Raw genomic sequence first — 22,107 nt, forward strand, 5'->3', positions numbered from 1 at the left:
CCTGAATGTCAGGGACCCCGCATGAAAGGCGCGTTACTGAGCTTTGGAGCCCTGTGCGCCATCGAGTGTGTAAGCGATGATATAATCACCGCTCCGGGTACCAAGCCCGCCATGACCACCTGCGGCGATCACGACGTACTGCTTGCCACCTGCCTCGTAAGACATGGGAGTAGCCTGACCACCTGCGGGCAGACGGTCGCTCCAGATGACCTGCCCCGTGGAAAGGTCAAACCCACGCAGATAGTCGTCTGCGGTTGCGCCCATGAACACGACGCCGCCCTTGGTCACAATGTTCCCGCCGATATTATACATGCCTGTTGGCAGCGGCAGGTTGTTGTGCGTGCGGAAAGGCCCTGTATCACGGGTGGTGCCGACCGGGTGCTGCCAGACGATTTTTTTGGTCACAAGGTCAATCGCTGTCAGCGTGCCCCATACCGGCCCTTTGCAGGGGATCTGAAGCGGGTTCAGCCACGGGTTGGTGTAAGCGATATAAGGCGTACCATAATCAGGCGAGACGGACAGTGCGTCACCTTTAGCCGCCGGTTCTTCACCTTTACCATCCCATTTGGGCAGCGTTCCCGTGCCTTCCAGTGTCTGGCGTTTTTCCAGACGGATACGGAACGGCAGATAACTTGCATTGGCCAGCAGGATTTTGCGCTGCGGGTCAATGGTAATGCCCTGCCAGTCCACAACGCCATAGAACGCGGGATAGACAATGGTCGTCTTGCCCACATGCGGCGGTGTAAACTGCCCCTCGTAAGCCGACTGACGGTACTGGATACGGCAGATCATCTGATCCAGCAGGGTTGCGCCCCACATGTCCGTTTCCTTCAGGTCAGGCGGCGTGAGGGACGGCATGGCCGTAGGATAGGGCTGCGTGGGTGAGACGCGGTCATCCGGCGCATGGCCTGCCGTGGGGACGGATTTTTCCGCAACAGGGTAACCCGGCACAGGTTCGCCGGTGCGGCGGTCCAGCACGAAGAATTCGCCACGCTTGGTGCTCTGCACGAGAGCGGGAATGGTTTCCCCGTTCGGGCCGGGCAGATCAACCATGGAGGGGCCAGACGGAATGTCCATATCCCACAGGTCGTGGTGGACGGTCTGGTAGATCCAGCGGCGTTCACCGGTTTCGATGTCCAGAGCAACCGTGGCGCTGGAAGATGCATCATCGAACGGACGGCGTGTACCACCCCAGTTGTCAGGCGGAGAGTTCCCTGTGGGGATGTAAACCATACCAAGGTCAAGGTCAGCCGTGTAAACGCCCCAAGCATTGGGGGTGTCACGCGTCAGAACGTCGTTCGGACCCGGTTTCCATGTTTCAGGGTTATGCCCAACGTCCCATGCCCATTCGATAGCACCGGTGGTGGCATTGAATGCGCGGATGGCGCCAGAAGGCTCAAAGTTGGCCTGATTGTCAAATATCCAGCCGCCAGTAATGACGCGGTTTTTGGCCACCATGGGGGGGGATGTCACAAAGTGGAAGCCATGCGGCACGTGGCCCAGATAGTCACGCAGGGAAATGAAGCCGTGATCACCGAAGTCATCACAGGGCTGTCCGGTTTCCGCATTCACGGCAACCATGCGCACGTCTGCAACCGGTGAATAGATACGGTTGCGGCAGCTTGTCTGAATTTCATCCGGGATATGGTAGTAAGACACACCACGGCAGGCCAGATACACGTTTTTATCAAGGTCGGCCGTTGCAGGTTTGGGATCAAACTTCCATTTGACCTTACCCGTCACAGCGTCCACAGCCATAACCCAGCTATGGGGGGTGCACATGTACAGCGTGTCACCGACTTTGATCGGGGTGAGTTCAAGGTTAAATTCATGGCCCTGATCGGGACCAGCAACAGTCCCCTCACCTTCCTGCTGCACGTCACCCGTACGGGTCATCCATGCGCGTTTGAGGTGGCTGATATTGGCCGGAGTAATCTGCCCGACGGGCGAATAGCGGTCACCACCAACGGTACGGCCATAAGCAGACCAGTCTGCATCAGCAACACCAGCAGAAGCCAGATCGCTCTGCCCCTGTGCAGCCATGCGGTCGGCTGGCACGGTGCCGTTAATGGAATAGGAGGCAAAGCAGCTGGCAATTACGACCAGAGTGGAGACGGCAACAGCGCCCAGCACTTCGCGCTTGTCAGTCAGCCAGTCTGCCCCTGTGCGCCATACCCACGGCAGCAGCAGCCATACGCCAAGACCGATAAGCGTAAACAGGCGGACTTCCAGACCCCAAATATTGAAGCCAACTTCAAACAGCGACCAGACCGTTGCAAGCAGCAGCAGGGCGGCATACAGGCGGGAAGCCAGTTTGGGGTTTTTGAAACCGCTAAAAGCAGTGGCCAGCAAAATGCCGCCGGCCAGAATGTAAAACCAGGACCCGCCAAGGACGAGCAGTTCGGCTCCCCCCAAAAATAGGAAAAGTCCGATAAGAGCCAGTAAGGCTGAGGTTATAATTGAAAATAACCCCTTATTACTCTCTCGCATGTTGTGTTTCTCTCTGAATGTGTTCAGTCGGCCTGAACATTGCGCAAAGCTGTCTACCACGCCCTGCCCGAGGCCAATTTGGTTTGATGAACAGGAAGCGCCCAGAAATTGCCACTGTTGACACAGCTATGCTCACATATGTTTGTAGCAAAAAACGCGACCTGTTTCAGATATGAGACAGGTCTTGCTGAAATCTGGAAAAGTAAGCGGGGAAGTGACGGAACCTTGCGCTGGGTCAGGCTGTAAAGCGGGCACCTTTCTCAGTGTTCAAACCCTGCGCGGGGATGGAGGCTGAGAGATGTCAATGCTCTTGGGATACGAGAGAGAAATGGTGCGCCGGGCAGGACTTGAACCCGCGACCAAGCCGTTATGAGCGGCCCGCTCTAACCAACTGAGCTACCAGCGCACTATGCACTTCAATATGAAAGTGAAGAGCATTAGCTTCTGGCATACATATCATAATGTCGTCTGAAAAGACATATGAGGCCATTTTTTACGGGGCTATGTAACACCCTGCCTCTCTATCGCTATTATCGCGCATTCAGCGTATAAGCCATCCATCATGCTCAGACGAAGGTCATGACCGGCCTTCTGCTGTATCCGTGCCGCCCTGCCTTCTGCTCCAGATTTTATGAAAGGCACACACGGCATGTCTTCCCTCGCATCAAACCGTGTTTTCAGGGGACCGGCATACGGTCCAAAGGGGACTAGGCTTATCCCCTTTGATGCTGCTTCCCTATCTCACGCAAGGAACTCTCGTCCATGACCGATAGCTGTAAGGTCTTGATGATCTTTCCGCTCTTTAACGCCAGTTCATTCTGGAATTACAAGGAGGCCTGTGACCTGTCCGGTGCCCGTTATCCAGCGGCTCCTCTTGGACTGATTACGGTTGCGGCCTTACTCCCCAAAAACTGGGAGGTTCGGCTGGTCAACCGCAACACAGAGACGCTGCTGGACAGTGATTTTGACTGGGCCGACCTGATTATGACAGGCGGTATGCTCCCGCAAAGGAACGATGCCTTACATCTTATTGAAAGATGCCGTGCGTCTGGCAAGCCGGTGGTGGTTGGCGGTCCAGATGTTACGTCCAGCCCCGATTTGTATGCCGCGGCAAATTTTCAGGTTCTTGGTGAGGCTGAAGAGATCATGGGCAATTTTATTGCCGCGTGGCGCGATGGGGCCAAGCAGGGTATTTTTGAAGCTCCCATGGGGAAAACGGACGTTACCAAAAGTCCCCTACCCCGCTTTGACCTGCTTAAGCTGAATCAGTATCTGCATGTTGGTGTCCAGTTTTCCCGTGGGTGCCCGTTCAGTTGTGAATTCTGCGATATTATCGAACTGTACGGACGTGTGCCCCGAACCAAAACAAATGAACAGGTTATGGCGGAGTTGGATGCCCTGTATGCTCTGGGTTATCGAGGACATGTTGACTTTGTTGATGACAATCTGATTGGCAATAAAAAAGCATTGAAGAAGTTTTTGCCAGATTTGATGCACTGGCAAAAAGCGCACAAGTTTCCATTCGAATTTTCAACGGAAGCATCAATCAATCTTGCTGATGATGAAGAACTGCTGTCTGGCCTAGCAACGGCAAACTTCTTTGCCATATTTGTGGGCATAGAAAGCCCGGATACCGATACGTTAGTTCTGATGCAGAAAAAGCAGAACACGCGTCGCAGCTTACAACAAAGCATTACCAAAATTCATGAAGCCGGTATTTTTGTAAATGCGGGATTCATTGTCGGGTTTGATAGTGAAAAAGCCAGTGTTGCGGCTGGTATGATCGATTGCATTGAGGATACGTCCATCCCTGTCTGCATGGTGGGGTTGTTATATGCCCTGCCAACCACACAATTAACGCGCCGCCTGCTGGCCGAAGGGCGTCTTTTCTCCGGTAGTGAGCAAACACAATTGGGGGATCAATGCACTGCGGGATTGAACTTTGAGACTAAGCGTCCACGCAGAGATGTTCTGGACGACTACAGGCGGGTGCTCGGAGCAATTTATAATCCGGTTGCCTATTTTGGTCGTGTGCGCCGACTTGGACGTATGCTTAAGCGTGAGCGTGCACATAAAATGATCCGTGGTGACCTGCGCAGTTTTGGTCGTCTGCTTATGCGTATTCATCGTGCTGGCCCCGGTACGGCCAAGCAATTCTGGCGGATGTTGCTTGACTGCATAGTGCACAACCCAAAGGCGCTGCCCTATGTGGTTATGGTCAGTGCATTGTACTTACACCTTGGTCCGTTTTCCCGGCAGGTGATCAGGGAGATTGACCAGGAAATCGATAATATCGACCAGGGTTTGTGGCACGCTCCCGTATCTGTCACACCTTCGCAGGTGGCCGCTGCTTCTGCATAAACGCAGTGTCTGAAGTGAGTATGTGCTGGCGCTTGTCTGGTGAGACCAGCACATTCCAACTTAATCTGCCTTAGGGCTTCCTGCTTGTGGGGGGGATTGCACTTGCCTGAAACGCGCTTCGTAGTTGCTCAACCGTTTCTTTGACGAGTTGCACTATGGCTCCCCTGTCCTGATAACCACCAAATTCGAGCGCATTTTGATAGAGGCTCCAAGCTGTGGACCAAATAATGTTGGGCGTTAGATAGAGGGACCATTCGCTATCTGCTGGCAGGACGTTTTTGACGTCTTGTAGAAGTTGGGCCATTTCGGTCAGGTTAAAAGATACACCAGCATCTTCGCGAGCTTTGCCTTCAATATCGGCGGCCAGATACAGAAGCTTCCAAAGCAGCTCATCTGGCGTGCGTGGCGTGGTGTTCATGGAGAATCGTCCTCATCATGGAGTGGTCGAACACATGATGAACATGACAAGCGGATGTGACAACGTGTTGGCTTGTTTCTGTATAAGACCCATTCTCACAGATGAGCGTAAGATGAATCTTTGACATGCATGAGCAAAAAGTAAACATGCATGGTTGGAATTAATTGGCAGCATGACCACAAAACGCGCCATGCACAATAACGATTTTGAATGAATTTATATCTCTGCCAATGGAAATATTATTTCCCAACAGAAAACTAGGGCAAACCGTGGTGGGTGCGACAGGGATTGAACCTGTGACCCCCGCCGTGTGAAGGCTGCATTAAAATGGTATAATTGACTGGTTTTAAAAGATTTTTTGTCATCATTCTGAATAATGCACTGATTTTGCATATATCTTATTTATAATTAACATTATCCTCTATTATAAAATTTCATTAATTTTACGGAAACAAAATTGGGGCGCCAAAATGAAACTGTATAATTTCAAAATTTCAGGGTTTAAAAAAATAAAAGAAGCAAGTGTTTTTTTTGGAGATGCTACATTTTTAATTGGTCCTAACAATTGTGGGAAAAGCTCAATTTTAGAAGCACTTAACGTAATTTTATCTGATAGGAAATCTCTCGACAGTAGCTTCTTTTACTCGATAGCGCAGGATGAAAGTAAAAATCCAGAGTTGGGCGTGTCAGAGATAGTATTAGAAGTGGAATTTCGAGATGTTCCGAATGAATCAATGAATTGGAGGGGATTTAAAGGTAGAATATTATCTTATGATGTGGACAGTGAGAATGAAACTGGAAAAAGAATATTTTATAAAAAAACTTACAAACTTGATAAACCGTGTGAAATTTCAATCAAGTCACTCAAAAGAACGTTAAAGAGTGAATATGAAGATGTAACAAATATAAACGATTTTATTAAAAAGGGATTAAACAAAGAAGAGTTAGAAACAATATTTGGAAATATTAGCGCTGATAAAAAATTTTCAAAGACTGATAGAGAAAAGTTCGAAATGCTCGATTGCATTTGGGATCTTGATCAAGAAAAAGAAGAGTGGATTCCAAACCCCGGTGGAATTTCAACTATTGTTTTGTCAAAATTACCTCATTATCTTTTAATACCAGCAAATATTGATTATGAAGAAATTTCCTCACCCAAAGGATCATTGCAAAAAATATTAACAGAATTATTTAGAGAAGTTAGAGAAAGTTCTGAGAATTATAAGTCCGCTCAACAATATTTAATTGCGTTAAGCCGTGAACTTGACCCCGATGATAAAAACTCCCAGTTTGGAGTAATGATGAATGACCTGAATCGGGTCTTAGACGGGGTTTTCCCAGACACAAAGTTTTTTGCATCCGCGAATCTTTCTGGCCCGGAGAACCTAACACCATCATTCGATATATTTATGTCTAGTAATATTAAGACATCTGTATCTTGCCAAGGAACAGGAATGGTTCGAGCCGCCATATTTGCGTTATTAAAATTTCGTCAAGAACGATACTTACAAGGGAAAGGCGGTAGAAAACTTCTTATTGGGTTTGAAGAACCTGAAATTTATCTACATCCAAGTGCTGCCAACCAAATGAGAGACACTATCTATTCTCTTGCGCAATCTTCAGCACAAATAATAGCTACAACTCATTCTCCTTATTTAATTGATATTTCACGAAATCCAAGGCAAATACTCAATAGAGTTTCTTCATGCAATAATTCTTCTCAGGTTTATCCATTTTCGATAAGCGATAAATTTTTGGAGTTGCAGGAAGATGATAAGCAATATGTGAAAATGTTGGCAAAAATTGATGATTATTTGGCGAGAATATTTTTCACTCATCGAGTTATTATTATAGAAGGGGATACTGAAGAAGTCGTGTTTCGAGAAGCATTAAATAGATTGACACCAAAAGCTAAAGCTACTGTATATTCGAAAGTGGAAATCATTAAGGCAAGAGGAAAAGCCACAATTATTGGCATTCTCAAATATATAAGAGCTTTAAAGATAGATTTTTTTGTTATCCATGATCGGGACAAAAACACGCCTGGTGCCGCCAAATTCAATACTCCGATTGAGAATGCGGCTGGAGGATCAACCCGTATATTCCAGATGGAAGAGTGTATTGAAGATTTTTTAGGATACCCCGCCGTCTTCAGAAAAGCCGTTTAATGCTTATAAAAAAACCACTTCATGGGGAGAAAAATGGACTGATGTTCCCATTAAATTACGTGATTTACTCTCTAGGGCAACTGGTGTAAATCTTGACATTTTAAATGATTCTGATGAAAGTTCTATAATAAATCCAACCAGTTCTTAATTTCCATTTTGTAAATATCAGGCATTTTCTTTGCATAGCGTGCTACCATGGTAATTGTGCGCCAGCCACCGTCGTCTTTTAACCTAATTAGGTCGCGGTGAAGGCAGTAATGCCACGTTGCAAAAGTATGTCGTAGGCAATGGGGAGTAAGATCTGGCACGAATTTGGTTTTTGGCTTGTCCGAACCCTTCGGTGTCCATACTCGGTCATGACCTGCAAAGCCTGCCTTCTTGCAAGCCGTGGCCCAGGCGTTCTTTATCTGCCCCCCCGCCTGTTCGTCCGGTGTTGTAGTACGACGTGCCGATTTGTTTGCCTGATTTGGCACCATAGGGTGTTCTGCTCCTAACCGGGCGGAACACCCGGCCTACCCTGCCCTTTATGTCTTCCAGAGCATGTACCACGACTGGTGGCAGGTCTATGTGTCGTTCATCACCCTGCTTTTGCCAGACAACTGCCCTCTTCCCCGCCAGATCCACGTCTTTCCATTCCAGTTCCAGAGCCTCGGACATACGGGCTCCTGTTCCGATCAGGAATATCAGCAAGGGCTGGATGGTAACCGGCCGTTTGAGGCCGCCTTATGATTGAGGATTGTGACTGGTAACTTACCGTCGTTAACGACGTCGTTATTGACGTCATTTGAGAGGTAAGAATGACCCAGGAAATCCTGATTGGCGTTGAACGCCGCCGCCGCTGGTCGGATGAACGGAAGCTGGCGATACTGGCTGAAGTTGGTGTGGATGGAGCAAGTGTATCGGATGTGGCACGTCGACATGACCTGACCCGCCAACATCTTTACCAATGGCGGACGTCATTCCGTCAAAGACTATCTTCCCCAGATCAGTCTGTGGCGTTTGTTCCTGTTGCTTCAGTGACGACACCTGCTGTGGCATCTGGCGGTGATCCTGACGAACTGGCCATAGTGCTGCGCAATGGCCGTAGTATCAGGGTGACGGGACATCCTGCCGAAGATCTTCTGGCCCGGGTCATCCGGATTGCGGAGACGGCATGATTGGCGTGGGCAACGGCGTGCGTGTCTATCTGGCCTGCGGGGTGACCGATATGCGCAAGGGCATATCGGGTCTGGCAGCACTGGCACAGGACGTGCTGCGTCAGAACCCGACATCAGGGGCGCTCTTTGCCTTTCGTGGTCGCCGTGGGGACAGGATCAAGCTTCTGATGTGGGACGGTCAGGGGTTCTGTCTTTATTACAAGGTGCTTGAGAAGGGACGTTTTCCATGGCCGTCTCCGGCAGAGGGCGTTGCACGCCTGACGACAGCACAGATGGCCATGCTGTGGGAAGGCATGGAGTGGAGACGCCCTTCCTGGTCTGCACCACCGTCTCGCGTGGCCTGATTTTTATGGCGTGAGAGTGCAGAACATTTTGAATTTTCTTAGGTTTTCTGCTATTTTTTCATAATGACGTCTGCACCTGCGGTCCTGCCTGATGATCCGGATACCCTGAGGGAAATGATTGTTTCCCTGCAGACCGAAGTGGCTCGGCTTTCTGCGTCAGCCCGTGCGTATGAAGCTCTTGTCCAGTCTCTCAAAATCCGGATCGCACGTCTTCAGAAACAGAAATTCGGGGCCAGTTCAGAAAAGATAGACCGTGAGATTGAACAACTCGAACTGCTCCTTGAAGATGTAAAAATCGCCATCGCGGCAGCCGATCCTTCTCCTGATATCAGGGAGCATGATGTCAGCGATGATGCACTCTCTCCCCCACGGCAGCGTGGCAAACCAAAGGTTTCTGACACGACACCACGGGAGCGTATTGTTCTCGACCCAGGTGAGGCCTGTCCTGCCTGTGGCGGTCCCCTGCGTCTTGTAGGCGAAGATGTCACCGAAATACTGGACTTTATTGCGGCAAAACTGAAAGTTGTCGAAACGGCACGGCTGAAGAAATCCTGCCGTCACTGCGAAACACTGGTGCAGCCTGAAGCACCGTCGCGCCCTGTCCCACGGGGGATGGCTGGCACCGGGCTTTTAGCCCATATCCTGGTCTCGAAATTCGATGACCACATTCCGCTTTATCGTCAGAATGAGATCTTTGCCCGTCAGGGTGTGGACATTCCCCGTTCAACCCTGATCGACTGGTGTGGTCAGGCCGTTGCCGTTCTGCGTCCTCTGACAGATCTGATCCGTCAGGATGTCGTAAAGGCAGACCTGCTACATGCTGATGATACACCCATCCAGGTTCTTGACCCCCGTCTGCGTCAGGCTGGCAAACCCCGGGGCGTGAAGGAAGGGCGGATCTGGAGCTATCTGCGCGATCCCCGCCCATGGGGAGGGAGTGATCCGCCCGCCGTGGCCTACTGGTTCTCTCCCGATCGCAAGGGGATCAATCCCCAGACCCATCTGGCACAGTTCCGGGGCATTCTGCAGGCTGACGCCTACGCCGGGTTCAGGGATCTGTATAAACCAGACGCAACAGGAACCGTGCACGTGCGCGAAGCGGCCTGCTGGGCTCATCTCCGCCGGGCCTTCCATGATGTCTGGAAGGGCAGTGATTCGACAATCGCAAGGGAAGCACTTGAACAGATCGGAGAGCTCTACGATATCGAGCGCCAGATCACCGGACACCCGGCCCCGTATCGTCTGGCTGTCCGACAGGAACAAAGCCGCCCCCGTGTCACAGCATTCCACGCATGGTGCGAAACACAGCTTGCCCGTATCCCTGGAAAGGGGGAACTGGCAAAAGCGATCCGTTATGCGCTCAACCGGTGGAAGGCCTTTACCCTGTTCCTCGAAGATGGTCGTGTCGCCATCGACAACAATCCTGCCGAACGCGCCATACGGCCCGTATGCGTGGGGCGAAAAAATTATCTCTTTGCCGGATCCGACACCGGGGGCGACAACATCGCTGATGCCATGACGCTTATCGAAAGCGCAAAACTCTCCCGGCTTAATCCGCACGATTACCTCGCCGACGTCCTGGCCCGTATCAACGAGCACAAGATCAACCGGCTCCACGAACTGTTGCCATGGAACTGGAAACCCGTGAATACACTGCACAGACAGGCCGCATAATCAAGGCGGCCCAGAGCGGCCGGTTACGCTGGATGTGTGGTGCTGCGGCATTTACCAGGGCTGTGGCTTCTGCTGGACGCAGAAACTGCATGCGGACCTGCTGCACCTTGGGGCGCTGGAATGCCGGTTTGTTACACCAGCCGCGAATGGCCGCAAACTCCAGCACGGCACGAAGCGGCGTTAGCACCGCACGAAGCTTTGTTGCGCCGGTAGCCTGCGCACCTTTGGTCAATATAGCTTTATAGGCATCATCCAGTTCCTGCTGGCCAATACTCTCCAGCTTTGTTGTGCCAAAGTGTGCTAGTAGCCTCCGCAGGTGGGTACGTGTTGTTTCCGTCCTTGGCTCTGCTTCCATATATGCGGCTACGGCATGGGCAAAAGTTACCGTTGCACGTTTGCCATAGACTGATTCCGTCCAAAGCTCTGCCTCACGCTTCGCCCGGTATGCCTCGGCTTGTTCGGCGTTAGTAGTTCCAGTGCTCTCGAATACGCTTTGGCCGCGGACGGTGCCGCGGATGTAGAATGTTTTGCCGTTCCTGCGGGTAATGATTTTAAGGGGCATTCAAGGCTCTCTAGCAAGCGGGTGTAGTCGCCATTGCGGAAGACAATGCGCTTTCCAAATCGGCGGTGTGTGGGGCCGCCAGCGTATGATGGTGTGTTACGTAAGTGATTCAGCAGCTTGTTGCGGCCAACAACGCCTTTGAGGCGTTCCAACACATCATTGATGGTCAACAGCTCTAATTGCTCTGTCATGCAACTCGGCCTTTTGGGCTTTCTCGCTGCGCCTGCACATCGTCTGTCCAGCCGATAATGCAGGGCTCGGTGTCTGTTTCGTCCAGTTCGCATTCTGGAAACTCGATACGGAAATGCGGGTTTGAGAGGGTGATGCTAAACACTCCATCCCCCACAAAGGACATTTCCAAAAACCATCCGGGTAGATCGGGGCTGCTATGGCCGGTAATGACTTGGCGGCCGTCCTGGCGGTGCTTGCTGCAATCTCGAAAGTCGATCTGGCTACGGCTCTCTAGGTCAGCAAGAATACCCCGGTAACGACCCGCCGAATGGTTTATGAGAGTTATCTGGTATCGGGGCACTCCGCGTCTCCGTTGCCATCTCTCGGATTTTTCCATTGGTCAGAAATTGGACCCGGTGCGCCAAAATGTACGGGAACCCAGTTGGGCATACGTCCACACAACCAGCGGCGCAGGTCTGCTACTTTTGCGGGCATTTCTGCGGTTTCAGCTTTAGGTAGATGATCATGGGCAAGGGTCTGTAGAGTGCGCCCGCCAACGCAGGACAAAAACTCTGGCGTATCTACAGGCGGCATCAGGCCATCTGCGTTCACAATGGCGCCAATCCATTCCGCTGCATTATAGGCTTCTGCCGAGCGATGGACTTGGTTTTGCCGATGCAATGGGGTCAGGTTTATTGTTCTGGCTAATGCTTCCCCCACCATGGCAGCAAATGTGTTGGCATCAGGGGTGGTTATTGCCCCTTCGGGGGAGACAATGGTGGCCAGAATTTCACGCAGATCATACCGGCCCGCAACATAGGCAATCAGCAGGGCAACCCCTGCTTTTTCAGGTGTCATCCGCAAGGGTGAGCGCAGGGCATCATGGAGTGCCTCGTTCCTGATATCTGCCAGCATATCATACCCTGCCTTAGTGATCTGGCACACGTCGTCGGGCAGTGCTTCGGGCTCCTCTGCCGGAAGTTCTGGCTCGTATTCTTCCTGCTCGATAGCATCAGCGTTGTGCGTTGTGGCTGGAACAGCCGCAGCCTTTGCTGTTGTAGCTGGCTTTATCACCACATCCACCACGCGGCCCGCGTCCATCCAGTCATTCGCGGGTACAATGGCATAGGCGCGCTTGTGTTTACTACGTGGGGTCAGTGGCTCTTTACGTTCCACAAATACCCAGCCGGTCGGCAGTTTGGGTAATTGAGCCATGGGGCTGTATTCCAGCAACATGGCTGGTTCGTCGCCGTTTTGGATGCGGTCCTGTACGGCTGCAAGCTGGGCAGCCATAAACCCGGCGATATCGCCCGTTGTGAACTGCTCAGGTGAGCCCGGCTCGGCAAACAGATCCTCGTCAAAAACTACGCCCGATGTGGCTACATCAAATATGGCACGGTCCTGTGGTATGCGATGGGCCGTGCATTCTGCGCTTACTGATGTCCATGTCTGTTGATTTTCACTGAGAACTGACCCGGGTAGGGCGGAAATTTTCATCGAGATTTGACCCATGCCTTCACACTCCCCGGCATCATCTGCTGGGGGGGTTTTGGAGTGATTGACATGGAGCTTCTGAGTGTGATCCGCCGGTGGCACTGCCGGGATCATCTTCCGATCCGCGAGATCGAACGCCGGACGGGACTGTCACGCAATACGATCCGGAAATATCTCCGGGCACAGAGTATTGAACCGCGGTTCCAGGTCCCCGAACGTCCCAGCCGACTGGACCCGTTTGCTGACAGGCTGAGGGGATGGCTGGTCCTGGAAGCCGCTCGCCCCCGCAAGAATCGGCGCACGGCGCGACGACTGCATGAAGACCTTGTGGCACTGGGTTATGATGGATCCTACGGACGGGTGGCCGCTTTCATCCGGCAGTGGAAACACGAACAGCACCAGGCACGCCAGACAACGGGTCGGGGTGTTTTTGTGCCCCTGTGCTTCCAGCCCGGGGAAGCGTTCCAGTTCGACTGGGGCGAGGACTGGGCGGTCATTGCCGACCGTCGCGTCAAGCTGCAGGTTGCCCACACCAAACTGTCCTTCAGCCGGGCCTTCATACTCAGGGCCTATCCCCTACAGACCCACGAGATGCTTTTTGATGCGCTTACCGAGGCCTTCCGCGTGCTCGGTGGCGTGCCGCGGCGGGGTATTTTTGATAACATGAAGACGGCCGTGGACCGGATTGGGTCGGGCAAGGCGCGTCAGGTCAACCTGCGCTTCATGGCCCTGGCCAGCCATTACCTGTTCGAGCCGACCTTCTGCAATCCGGCAGCCGGATGGGAGAAAGGGCAGATCGAGAAGACCGTGCAGGATGCCCGGCGCCAGATCTGGCAGGATTTGCCCGTCTTTCCCGATCTGGGGGCGCTGAATGCCTGGCTGGAAGCCCGCTGCCTGGACCGTTGGGAACGGCTGCGGCATGCTGGATTGCCGTGTAGCGTCTCCGAGGTCCATGCAAGCGAACGTCCCCACCTCATGGTGCCGGGGCGTCCCTTTGACGGGTTTGTCGAACAGACCAAGCGCGTCTCACCAACCTGCCTGATCCAGTTCGAAGGCAACCGCTACAGCGTGCCGGCCTCCTTTGCCAATCGTCCGGTCAGCCTGCGGGTTTATCCTGACAAGCTGCGCATTATCGCCGAAGGGCAAGTTCTGTGCGTGCATGACCGGATCATCACGCGTTCGCATGGTGTGCCAGGCCGCACGGTGTATGACTGGCGGCATTATCTGGCGGTCATCCAGCGCAAACCGGGCGCCCTACGCAATGGCGCGCCGTTTACCGAATTGCCAGCCGCCTTCCGGACCCTGCAGGATCAACTGCTCAGGCGCCCTGGAGGCGACCGGGAAATGGCTGAAATCCTGGCCCTTGTGCTGCAGCATGATGAGCAGGCTGTCCTCTGCGCGGTTGAACTGGCACTTGAAGACGGCGTGGCGACCAAGACCCATGTTCTCAATACGCTTCATCGCCTGATCGATGCCAAGAGAACCGTGGTTCCCCGGCTCGATGCCCCACAGGCCCTGGTGCTCGAACACGAACCGTGCGCCGATACAGGGCGGTATGACATCCTGCGAAGGGACAGCCGCCATGCGTCATGATCCTGCGGCTGCTTCACTTGTGGTCATGCTCCGTGGATTGCGGATGTATGGCATGTCCCAGGCCACGGCCGACCTCATCGAGCAGGGGGCACCTGCCTTCGAGGCGGCCATCCCCATCCTCTCACAACTCCTGAAGGCGGAACTGGCCGAACGCGAAGTGCGCTCCATCGCCTACCAGACAAAGACCGCCCGGTTCCCCGCCTACAAGGACCTGTCCGGGTTCTCCTTTGCCGATACGCAGGTCAACGAGCCCATGATCCGCCAGCTCCATAGCGGGGACTTCATCGAGCGTGCTGAAAATGTCGTGCTGATCGGCGGTCCGGGAACCGGGAAAACCCACCTGGCGACCGCGCTGGCCATCCAGGCGATCACCCATCACCGCAAGAAGGCGCGCTTCTGGTCAACGGTCGACCTGGTCAATGCGCTCGAACAGGAAAAGACCGCCAACCGGGCCGGGCAGATTGCCGACAGGCTGCTCCGCCTGGATCTCGTGATCCTTGATGAACTCGGTTATCTCCCCTTCAGTGCGTCTGGGGGCGCCCTGCTGTTCCATCTGCTCAGCCGCCTCTACGAGCGCACCAGTGTCATCATCACAACCAATCTGAGCTTCAGTGAATGGGGAGACGTCTTTGGTGACCCGAAGATGACAACGGCGCTCCTCGATCGGCTGACCCATCACTGTCATATCCTCGAGACAGGAAATGACAGCTACAGGTTCCGCGCCAGCACCGCCGCGTCAAAAAACAGAAAGGACAGATCCTCTTCTTGACCGCCCGCCCGACTGTGCCTGAAATAGCATCTGGCTGGGTCAATTCCTGATGAAAAACCCGGGTCAGTTCTCAGTGAAAATCAACAGTTTGTGCTCCTGCCCCGTTCCCTATTGACGTTACACTGGCAGACCTGTCACCCAACACGCCAGATCAGCTGGCCGCCATGAAGGCAGCTCTTGCCGATCTATATGTGCGGAACGGCACGCCCTTGGGAATGACCATAGCCCAGAGTGATATTGAAGAGGCGCTGGTATCAACCGGGGCTTCCTTCACACTCTCTGCCCCGTTGGGTCCGGTAGCTGTTCCTCTGGGGTCATTACCCACTGTTGGGGTGGTAACTTCAACATGAGTATCCCCACGTGGACAGCCAGCCAGATTCTGGAACAGTTTAAAAAGACAATGCCTTTCGGTCGTGCATGGCCGCGTGAAGCGGGCACTGTCCTAGATGGCGTTTTATCTGGCTTCATGCCCATGGCAGAGCGGGTGATTAACGATGCGCGCTCTATTGTTCCCAATGTTTTCCCAGCAACTGCATCGTACCTGTTGTTAGAATGGCAGAAAACACTAGGGCTGCCAGATCCATGTGCTGGTAGTAACCCTTCCTTAGAACAGCAACAGCGGCAGGTTGCTGCGCGCATGGGTGATGCAGGCGGTTCATCCATAGAATATTATGTGCGGTTCGCAAAAACTCTCGGATACACAATAACCATTACCGAGTTCTCAGCTGCCCGCGCTGACTTTCTGCGTGCGGATGATCCTGTTGCAGATGCCTTCTGGGATTATGTCTGGCGCGTAAATGCCCCGGAGACCACAGTAAATTACTTCAGCGCAGATGCCTCTTACGCTGATGAGGCGCTGGCAACATGGGGTGATGCAGTTCTGGAGTGCGAGATAACATCCCGCGCTCCTGCTCATACCAGAGTTTTCTTTTCTTACGGATAAAATCATATGGTTTACCGAATAGATGACGTAACGGCAGTATCTGCCCTACCGGCGCTGCCAACTGATAACATCGGCACTCCTGGCTTTTTTACCGGCGGTTCCACGTCTGGGCAGTCCCCTACGCGGGTACGGTTCTGGTGGCTGAACATGGTGCAGGAAGAGCTGGTCAATATTGCTGAGGCAGCTGGGATTGTTTTCGACAAAACCAAAAATGATCAGTGCATTACGGCCATTAAACAGCTCATTTCCGGCGTGGCCTCCAGTGCTGTCATGGGCACGCCAGGAGTGCTGGCAGATGGGGATGTAGCTGGCAAGCTGCTGTATTACGCGGCAAACCAGAAAGCGCCTGTGTTTGTCTATGGCACAACCACCGTTGCATTGGTCACAACCACGGCCTTGGGGACTGCCCTTCAGGGGTTTCTGTCCTTGGGTGGTGGCAATGTGACCGGCACAATGGACTGGGGTAGCAAGACTGCGGCGGCCACCCTTACGCATCGCTACTGGTCGGCCGGGGCGCCATCCGAAGGCGATGCTACGCCAGACGTCACATTGACCATAAGCGGCGGCACAGCGGGAACAGCCAACAAAGGAGTGACGGCGCTTTCCACCGGCACGTTTGACTTGACTGGTATTGGCTCCATTCCGGTTCCTGATGTGGTGGATTTCAACTCTCAGGGAGTGCTGAACGCAAAAACAGCGGACGGCAGGTATATTTCATCTGTTGCAGATGCCGCTGCATCCCTGAAACGCATTATCAGCCTGTTGGAAAATGCGGACGGTCGGGCAGTTTTCGGGGATGGCACGAATAACTCTGTATTGGCAAATCTTTCCGACCTTCCGACACAGTTTAACGGGGTAGATAGTTCTGGTCGTGGGTATGGCTATCAGAAGTTCAATGATGGCACGATGATCGTTTTTGGTTACGCATATTATCAGAAATCGACTGGCACAACCGGGACGGTTATTACTCTCCCATTCTCGTTTCCGGGAAAATTTATTGGCCTGAATTGCACAGATGTTGGCAACGATAACAATGCAGTCGCGGCGTACCCTGAAAGCCAGTCATCGTTTCGCTGCTGGGGCGGAGCACCGACAATCTCGTATCTAAATACGGAGTTTTTCTACACCGCCAGAGGGACGTGGGAATGATTTATTACGGCAAAAATACAAACGGCTCGTATGGTTTTTTTGATGACGCTTTAGGGAGTGTTCCTAGCGGGGCTGTTGAGGTCACGGACAGCGATTACAGGGCCTTGCTTGGCGCTCAGAATTGTGGTGCGGCTATTGTTGCGTCTAGCTCTGGCCAGCCGCAAGCAGTGTCAGAGGGCGGCGCGGGTAGCGTAATCGATCTATCCACTGTTACGGCAGCCAGTAGTTTCACGGCACCTGTTTCTCTCAAAACACAAGCTACCAGTGCGCAGGCATGGATACAGCAGCAGGCCAACCTTGCGGGCGCGATGGGAGAAGTCTTTACTGCCGACATGAAGGCATATGTGCTGGCGATTAACGCTATTGCCAACGGCACAGATACCACCAGCACGGCCCTTCCCGCCCAGCCTACGGATGTGATGACGACGACTTCCGCAACGTAGTTAAGAGCACAATACAGGGTGACTCAATAGCCTTTAATAACCGCTTTAACTGTCCTCGATAGATGTACGGCCTATCGCATACATGACACTCCTTGTGCACGTAATCTGATCGTGCACAAGGAACTGCCCCAAATGGATACTTCGCCTTCTGGAACAAGCGGGCAGCCAGAGCAAATCGGCCTTCTTATGCTTGATCGTAGGGTGACAGCGATGGAGGCCAAATTTGATATGGACCGCCAGAGCCGAACGGCTTTTGAAGCAGGCATGTCTGACCGTCTAGCTGCCATGGATGCCAGACTTGCGGATATTCAGGAACAGAAAAGCCTCAAAAATGGAACACTGCGCGGGATTGTCCTGACCTTATCCTTTTTTGGTTCCGGGGCAGGAACAGGGCTTTTGCTGATTATCAAGGCTCTGATCGGGGGCGCTTCATGATTGCGCCTGGTCTGCATATCTCTCAGTTCAAGGAGTTGATCGTCCGCGCCACTTTGCAGCAGATCGGATTGATAAGCGATTCAGCTGTCAATCTTCTGCTTGGCACGGCTTTAGTGGAGAGTAATCTCTACTTTCTGCAGCAGATAAGTGGTCCAGCGCTTGGGTTATGGCAGATGGAGCCTGCGACACATGATGATTGCTGGCAGACATTCCTGAACCAGAAGCCTGATCTAGCCCAAGCAATCCGCATTATAGCTGGGCGCAACAATCCGGGCTCGGCACTCCTGATAAGCAACCTGTCGTACGCATGCGCCATGGCGCGCACAAAGTATTTGCGTGCTCCAGCTCCACTGCCACCCGCGAACAACGCGGCGGCCCTGAGTGCCTACCATAAACAGTTTTACAACACGCTTCTTGGGGCGGCCGACCCGACAATAAATGTCCAGGCCTTCCAACGGGCAATCAATGCGTAAGCTGGGCGCAACGGCCCGGCTTGCTGCCATCCGCCAGCTTGTCTGGCGCCTTACAGTAGAGGATAGCTCCATGGCCGAACCCCCAGCTAACAACGCAACTGTTGTTAATACCGCCAAAGTGGCAGGCATTCTCGCATTGCTGCCAACCCTGTTTTCCTCCCTCCCCCCTACTGTCGCGTTAACCATCTGCATTACCATGGTGACCTGCGCGGCCATTACTGCGTCTGTTCCTGCCCCGACTAATAACCGCGTTCTGATCGCTCTTTATCAGGTGGTTCGCGTGATTGGTCTCGGGGTTAGCTACGCTCTGCCATACGTGGCCACCCATCTGGTCAAGGGTGGGCCTTCTGTCTCCACTGCACCGCAGGCAGTTCCTGCCTCCGTTGGTACCAACCCCCAGGACGACACGAAATGAAAAGCCTCTCCCGCCGCAGCTTCCTGCGTACGTCCGCCCTTGTGGGTGCGACCGCCCTGACCGCCTGCACGGTCGCCACCACGGGCAGCACAACCACTGTCACGCTCAACACCGCCAAGGTGAAGGCTTACGGGCAGGCAGGCGTTAATGCTATCGCCACCATTCTGAGCATCACGGCTATTTCTACCGCCATGGGCGCACCTGCCGTGGCCGCGATTGAAACAGCCGGGGGTGCGTTGTCCGCCGCTCTGGCTTCGTTCTCCAGCGCGACCAATGGCACGCTGACTATCACGTATGACGACACGAACTGGAAAACGGCTGTCGATACGATTCTGGTGGACCTGAACAGTGTTGCCACGGCCCTACGCGCGGGACTGACTGCCGCTCAGTCCACCGTGACAAGCACGATCATCAATACCGCCATCACTGCCTTCAATGCCCTGCTGACCGTGCTGGATGCGTTCATGGGTGTTCTGGGCATCAGCATGTCCAGTGTGACGGATGATCAGGAAGCGACCGCACTCAAGACGCTGGGGGCATCATGATCGGAGTAGCAATCGGGGCAAGCGCCGTTGCGGGCGTAGCCGTTGGCGCAATCATCGGCTTTTTCTTCGCCGCCAGCATCAGTGCCAGTTTGTAATGACGCCGGACTTTGAATGCGGAGCCATCGCCGGGGGCGCATTTGTCGGCCTTGGCATGGTCCTGCTGGCGCTCATATGGAGCTGGCGGGCAAGCGCTGGAAGCTTCTGGGGGCGACTTACGAAAGGGAAGGATGATGGTTGACCTGCCGAAAATTGCACGACCTGCCGGTTTGGCTTTGGCCTGCCTTCTGGCTCTCTCTGCCTGCTCCACCGTTCCCATGCGGGCAAAGCATGACCTAATCGGCATGCCCCGCTCGGACCTTATCGCCTGCGCTGGCGTGCCGGATAACGCAGCCAGCCTTCCCGATGGCGAAGTGCTGCAATGGCGGCAGGACCAGCAGGTGCAGGGGCCGCTGAGTTTCAAAGGGCCGTTTAGCCTGGAGCTGGACCTGTCCGGCCATGGCACATGCCACTTTGTCGCCCGGCTGCAACAGGGGCGTGTAGCGCAGGTGGAATACACCGGGCCGAGCGGCACTATGCTGGGGCCATACTCGGCCTGTCGGCCTTTGGTGCTGGCTTGTGAGCGAAACAGAAGGCTTACACCTAGAATCGGAGATAGCCCCTGAAAATGGTGCACGGATTTTGCACGTATCAGCATGGTTTAAGGCGGTCTGGTATGGGTCAATATGGACCGATATAAACCGATAGAGCACTTATTATTTTGTGGATTGTTTTCTGTAACCCGCAGAAAACTAAGGCAAACCGTGGTGGGTGCGACAGGGATTGAACCTGTGACCCCCGCCGTGTGAAGGCGATGCTCTACCGCTGAGCTACGCACCCGGTTTGTGAGGGCTAAATACCTCTATCACGAGGGGTTTGGCAAGAGGTGATTTGCTATTAAAGTCAAAAAAATCAAATATTTTGCAGCCGAACTTCACTGTCGGAATAAATGGGGAGAAGACATGCTCTTTCTGGAGCAGGAGAAACGGAATTTTGTCACAAACCGCAGGCTTGGCAGTTCTTTGGCTATAGTCGCCGGGGCAATCAACGTCGCTGCCTTTATGGAATTTGGATATTATTGCGCCAACATGACCGGCAATGCCTCCGCCTTGGCTTTGAACTTGCAGCAAAGAAAACCAGCGGAAGGGTTACACACACTGGAACTGGGCTGCTGTTTTGTGCTGGGTGCTATTGTGTGCACCTTTTTGGTTAATATTGGCCGCAGACGGCACTGGCGTGTCGTTTATGCTGTGAGCATTCTGCTGGAGGCCGTCATGCTGGCAACGCTCGGGGTTGTTGACGCTCTGGGCCTCTTTACACGCGGTAGTTTTATTCCTGCACTCACGCTCTGTTTTCTCATGGGCTTACAGAATGCAACTGTAACCCGTATATCTGGCTCAGTTGTGCGTACCACACATATTACAGGTATGCTGACTGATTTGGGGATGGAAATAGCAGACTGGTTTGACTTATGGCGCCGTCATGTCAGTAGCGAGCATCTACTCTCAATCCGGCAGCGTTTATGGCTACACTTGCAGATTATCTTCTGTTTTGTCGGTGGAGGCATTGCAGGAGCATTTGCATATCATGCATGGCCTGCTTATTTCCTGTTTATCGTCGCCATCTTGCTGGCTGCGTGCGCCATTTCAAGCATAATTGCAAACTCAGACTCACTGTTTTCTGAGGAATAGCACATCATTTGTTCTCCTGATTTGCAACAATATCTATGGTTGCAAATCAGGAGAATGAAATGGTGGTTTACGCCATAACTTCAGGGTTCAGGCGATAGCCTCCCCCTTCGGTCACAAGCAGGGATGCGTGTGCAGGATCGGGCTCAATTTTTTGCCGAAGGCGATAAATATGAGTTTCCAACGTATGGGTCGTAACCGCTGCGTTATACCCCCACACTTCGTTCAGCAGAACCTGCCGGGGTACCGGGCGGGTCCCCGCTCGGTAAAGAAACTTGAGGATAGCGGTCTCTTTTTCCGTCAGCCGAATGCGACGGTTTTTAACCGGTTCCAGAAGCAACTTGGCCGAAGGGCGGAAAGTATATGGCCCGATTGAGAAGACAGCGTCTTCGCTGTTCTCAAATAGCCGCATCTGAGCCCGCAGACGTGCAAGAAGCTCCGCAATACGGAACGGTTTTGCGACATAATCGTTCGCGCCGGCATCCAGACCACGCACAATATCCGCTTCATCATCTGACCCCGTCAGCATGATGACCGGCATACGCAGGCCTTCCTTACGCAGTTCTGCGCAAAAATCGCGGCCGTCACCATCGGGTAATGTCACATCAAGCAGGATGGCATCACACCGGGCATCCGGGCCTTTCATTTTCTCGCGCGCTTCGGCCAGAGTTGCAGCTTCCAGAACCAGAAACTCACCATCAACCTGCAATTGTTCCGTTAACGCGCGGCGGATGACCTGATCGTCGTCAACAACCAAAATGGGGCGTGCACCCGTCATG

Annotated in this window: 25 protein-coding genes, 2 tRNA genes and 1 pseudogene; 18 read left to right on the forward strand and 10 right to left on the reverse strand. The window is 53.3% G+C overall.

Going from position 1 to position 22,107, the window contains the following annotated elements; all coding sequences use genetic code 11:
- Nucleotides 1-33: 33 nt before the first annotated feature.
- On the reverse strand, nucleotides 34-2,490 hold the full coding sequence (locus tag AGA_RS08360; protein WP_059023840.1) for a membrane-bound PQQ-dependent dehydrogenase, glucose/quinate/shikimate family: 2,457 nt from the start codon (nucleotides 2,488-2,490) through the stop codon (nucleotides 34-36).
- 329 nt (nucleotides 2,491-2,819) lie between these two features.
- Nucleotides 2,820-2,896 (reverse strand) — tRNA-Ile (locus AGA_RS08365).
- Nucleotides 2,897-3,696: 800 nt separating this feature from the next.
- Between AGA_RS08365 and AGA_RS14460 the strand changes: the two are divergent.
- Together AGA_RS14460 and AGA_RS14465 are read left to right on the forward strand one after the other, a co-directional pair.
- Nucleotides 3,697-4,236, forward strand: a pseudogene (locus AGA_RS14460) (B12-binding domain-containing radical SAM protein); the annotation flags it as partial.
- Nucleotides 4,237-4,308: 72 nt separating this feature from the next.
- Nucleotides 4,309-4,851 (forward strand): DUF4070 domain-containing protein, encoded by a 543-nt coding sequence (locus AGA_RS14465; RefSeq protein ID WP_408735972.1) that lies wholly within the window; start codon nucleotides 4,309-4,311, stop codon nucleotides 4,849-4,851.
- A gap of 70 nt (nucleotides 4,852-4,921) precedes the next feature.
- Here the strand turns inward: AGA_RS14465 and AGA_RS08375 are convergent, their stop codons facing one another.
- The gene (locus AGA_RS08375; protein ID WP_059023842.1) at nucleotides 4,922-5,269 is read right to left on the reverse strand and encodes a hypothetical protein; all 348 of its coding nucleotides are present in this window, start codon (nucleotides 5,267-5,269) and stop codon (nucleotides 4,922-4,924) included.
- A 470-nt stretch (nucleotides 5,270-5,739) separates the two neighbouring features.
- Between AGA_RS08375 and AGA_RS08380 the strand changes: the two genes are divergently transcribed.
- The gene (locus AGA_RS08380) at nucleotides 5,740-7,437 is read left to right on the forward strand and encodes an ATP-dependent nuclease (RefSeq protein WP_197556471.1); all 1,698 of its coding nucleotides are present in this window, start codon (nucleotides 5,740-5,742) and stop codon (nucleotides 7,435-7,437) included.
- Nucleotides 7,438-7,791: 354 nt separating this feature from the next.
- Here the strand turns inward: AGA_RS08380 and AGA_RS14125 are convergent, their stop codons facing one another.
- Entirely contained in the window at nucleotides 7,792-8,094 is a 303-nt protein-coding gene (locus tag AGA_RS14125; RefSeq protein ID WP_059023843.1) for a site-specific integrase, read from the reverse strand.
- Between the two features lie 140 nt (nucleotides 8,095-8,234).
- Between AGA_RS14125 and tnpA the strand changes: the two genes are divergently transcribed.
- From tnpA to tnpC, 3 genes are all read left to right on the forward strand, one after another.
- Nucleotides 8,235-8,594: an IS66-like element accessory protein TnpA gene (gene tnpA, locus AGA_RS08390; RefSeq protein WP_007400224.1), complete on the forward strand. Its 360-nt coding sequence runs from the start codon at nucleotides 8,235-8,237 to the stop codon at nucleotides 8,592-8,594.
- Nucleotides 8,591-8,938 (forward strand): IS66 family insertion sequence element accessory protein TnpB, encoded by a 348-nt coding sequence (tnpB, locus tag AGA_RS08395; RefSeq protein WP_010510701.1) that lies wholly within the window; start codon nucleotides 8,591-8,593, stop codon nucleotides 8,936-8,938. The genes tnpA and tnpB overlap by 4 nt, the downstream gene beginning before the upstream one ends.
- A gap of 63 nt (nucleotides 8,939-9,001) precedes the next feature.
- The gene (gene tnpC / locus AGA_RS08400; RefSeq protein ID WP_007397838.1) at nucleotides 9,002-10,612 is read left to right on the forward strand and encodes an IS66 family transposase; all 1,611 of its coding nucleotides are present in this window, start codon (nucleotides 9,002-9,004) and stop codon (nucleotides 10,610-10,612) included.
- Here tnpC and AGA_RS08405 read toward each other — a convergent pair.
- The 3 genes from AGA_RS08405 to AGA_RS08410 all read right to left on the reverse strand — a co-directional run bounded on the left by AGA_RS08405 (nucleotide 10,542) and on the right by AGA_RS08410 (nucleotide 12,857).
- The gene (locus AGA_RS08405; protein WP_059023844.1) at nucleotides 10,542-11,174 is read right to left on the reverse strand and encodes a hypothetical protein; all 633 of its coding nucleotides are present in this window, start codon (nucleotides 11,172-11,174) and stop codon (nucleotides 10,542-10,544) included. The genes tnpC and AGA_RS08405 overlap by 71 nt on opposite strands.
- A 187-nt stretch (nucleotides 11,175-11,361) precedes the next feature.
- Nucleotides 11,362-11,706 (reverse strand): hypothetical protein, encoded by a 345-nt coding sequence (locus AGA_RS13730; RefSeq protein ID WP_157065331.1) that lies wholly within the window; start codon nucleotides 11,704-11,706, stop codon nucleotides 11,362-11,364.
- Entirely contained in the window at nucleotides 11,688-12,857 is a 1,170-nt protein-coding gene (locus tag AGA_RS08410; RefSeq protein ID WP_157065332.1) for a hypothetical protein, read from the reverse strand. The genes AGA_RS13730 and AGA_RS08410 overlap by 19 nt, the downstream gene beginning before the upstream one ends.
- 51 nt (nucleotides 12,858-12,908) lie before the next feature.
- On the opposite strand from AGA_RS08410, the gene istA reads away from it, so the two are divergent.
- The 10 genes from istA (at nucleotide 12,909) to AGA_RS08455 (ending at nucleotide 19,604) form a co-directional block, all read left to right on the forward strand.
- On the forward strand, nucleotides 12,909-14,432 hold the full coding sequence (gene istA, locus AGA_RS08415) for an IS21 family transposase (protein ID WP_059024568.1): 1,524 nt from the start codon (nucleotides 12,909-12,911) through the stop codon (nucleotides 14,430-14,432).
- A complete protein-coding gene (gene istB, locus AGA_RS08420) occupies nucleotides 14,422-15,201 on the forward strand; it encodes an IS21-like element helper ATPase IstB (protein WP_025437151.1) in 780 nt (259 codons plus the stop codon). Before istA ends, istB begins: the two co-directional genes overlap by 11 nt.
- A gap of 164 nt (nucleotides 15,202-15,365) precedes the next feature.
- Nucleotides 15,366-15,551 (forward strand): hypothetical protein, encoded by a 186-nt coding sequence (locus AGA_RS13465; RefSeq protein WP_173568053.1) that lies wholly within the window; start codon nucleotides 15,366-15,368, stop codon nucleotides 15,549-15,551.
- The gene (locus AGA_RS08425) at nucleotides 15,548-16,144 is read left to right on the forward strand and encodes a YmfQ family protein (protein WP_059023846.1); all 597 of its coding nucleotides are present in this window, start codon (nucleotides 15,548-15,550) and stop codon (nucleotides 16,142-16,144) included. Before AGA_RS13465 ends, AGA_RS08425 begins: the two co-directional genes overlap by 4 nt.
- 6 nt (nucleotides 16,145-16,150) lie before the next feature.
- Complete coding sequence (locus AGA_RS08430) at nucleotides 16,151-17,293, forward strand: hypothetical protein (protein WP_059023847.1); 1,143 nt, start codon at nucleotides 16,151-16,153, stop codon at nucleotides 17,291-17,293.
- Nucleotides 17,290-17,736, forward strand: a complete 447-nt coding sequence (locus tag AGA_RS08435; RefSeq protein WP_059023848.1) for a hypothetical protein — start codon at nucleotides 17,290-17,292, stop codon at nucleotides 17,734-17,736. The genes AGA_RS08430 and AGA_RS08435 overlap by 4 nt, the downstream gene beginning before the upstream one ends.
- Nucleotides 17,737-17,868: 132 nt before the next feature.
- A complete protein-coding gene (locus tag AGA_RS08440) occupies nucleotides 17,869-18,171 on the forward strand; it encodes a hypothetical protein (RefSeq protein WP_083503594.1) in 303 nt (100 codons plus the stop codon).
- Nucleotides 18,168-18,644, forward strand: coding sequence for a hypothetical protein (locus AGA_RS08445; protein WP_059023850.1), 477 nt, complete (start codon nucleotides 18,168-18,170; stop codon nucleotides 18,642-18,644). Before AGA_RS08440 ends, AGA_RS08445 begins: the two co-directional genes overlap by 4 nt.
- Nucleotides 18,637-19,059, forward strand: a complete 423-nt coding sequence (locus tag AGA_RS08450; protein ID WP_059023851.1) for a hypothetical protein — start codon at nucleotides 18,637-18,639, stop codon at nucleotides 19,057-19,059. Before AGA_RS08445 ends, AGA_RS08450 begins: the two co-directional genes overlap by 8 nt.
- On the forward strand, nucleotides 19,056-19,604 hold the full coding sequence (locus AGA_RS08455) for a twin-arginine translocation signal domain-containing protein (RefSeq protein ID WP_059023852.1): 549 nt from the start codon (nucleotides 19,056-19,058) through the stop codon (nucleotides 19,602-19,604). The genes AGA_RS08450 and AGA_RS08455 overlap by 4 nt, the downstream gene beginning before the upstream one ends.
- On the opposite strand, the gene AGA_RS13835 is transcribed toward AGA_RS08455, so the two are convergent.
- Nucleotides 19,582-19,947, reverse strand: coding sequence for a hypothetical protein (locus AGA_RS13835; protein WP_172793706.1), 366 nt, complete (start codon nucleotides 19,945-19,947; stop codon nucleotides 19,582-19,584). The genes AGA_RS08455 and AGA_RS13835 overlap by 23 nt on opposite strands.
- Here AGA_RS13835 and AGA_RS08460 point away from each other — a divergent pair.
- Entirely contained in the window at nucleotides 19,946-20,266 is a 321-nt protein-coding gene (locus AGA_RS08460) for a hypothetical protein (protein ID WP_231945753.1), read from the forward strand. The genes AGA_RS13835 and AGA_RS08460 overlap by 2 nt on opposite strands.
- Nucleotides 20,267-20,405: 139 nt before the next feature.
- Here the strand turns inward: AGA_RS08460 and AGA_RS08465 are convergent.
- Nucleotides 20,406-20,480: transfer RNA gene (locus AGA_RS08465), tRNA-Val, on the reverse strand.
- A gap of 122 nt (nucleotides 20,481-20,602) precedes the next feature.
- Here AGA_RS08465 and AGA_RS08470 point away from each other — a divergent pair.
- Nucleotides 20,603-21,331: a YoaK family protein gene (locus AGA_RS08470; protein WP_059023854.1), complete on the forward strand. Its 729-nt coding sequence runs from the start codon at nucleotides 20,603-20,605 to the stop codon at nucleotides 21,329-21,331.
- A 67-nt stretch (nucleotides 21,332-21,398) separates the two neighbouring features.
- Here the strand turns inward: AGA_RS08470 and AGA_RS08475 are convergent, their stop codons facing one another.
- A complete protein-coding gene (locus AGA_RS08475; protein WP_059023855.1) occupies nucleotides 21,399-22,106 on the reverse strand; it encodes a response regulator transcription factor in 708 nt (235 codons plus the stop codon).
- Between the last annotated feature and the right edge of the window lies 1 nt (nucleotide 22,107).

This window comes from Acetobacter ghanensis (assembly GCF_001499675.1).
GTDB lineage: Bacteria > Pseudomonadota > Alphaproteobacteria > Acetobacterales > Acetobacteraceae > Acetobacter > Acetobacter ghanensis.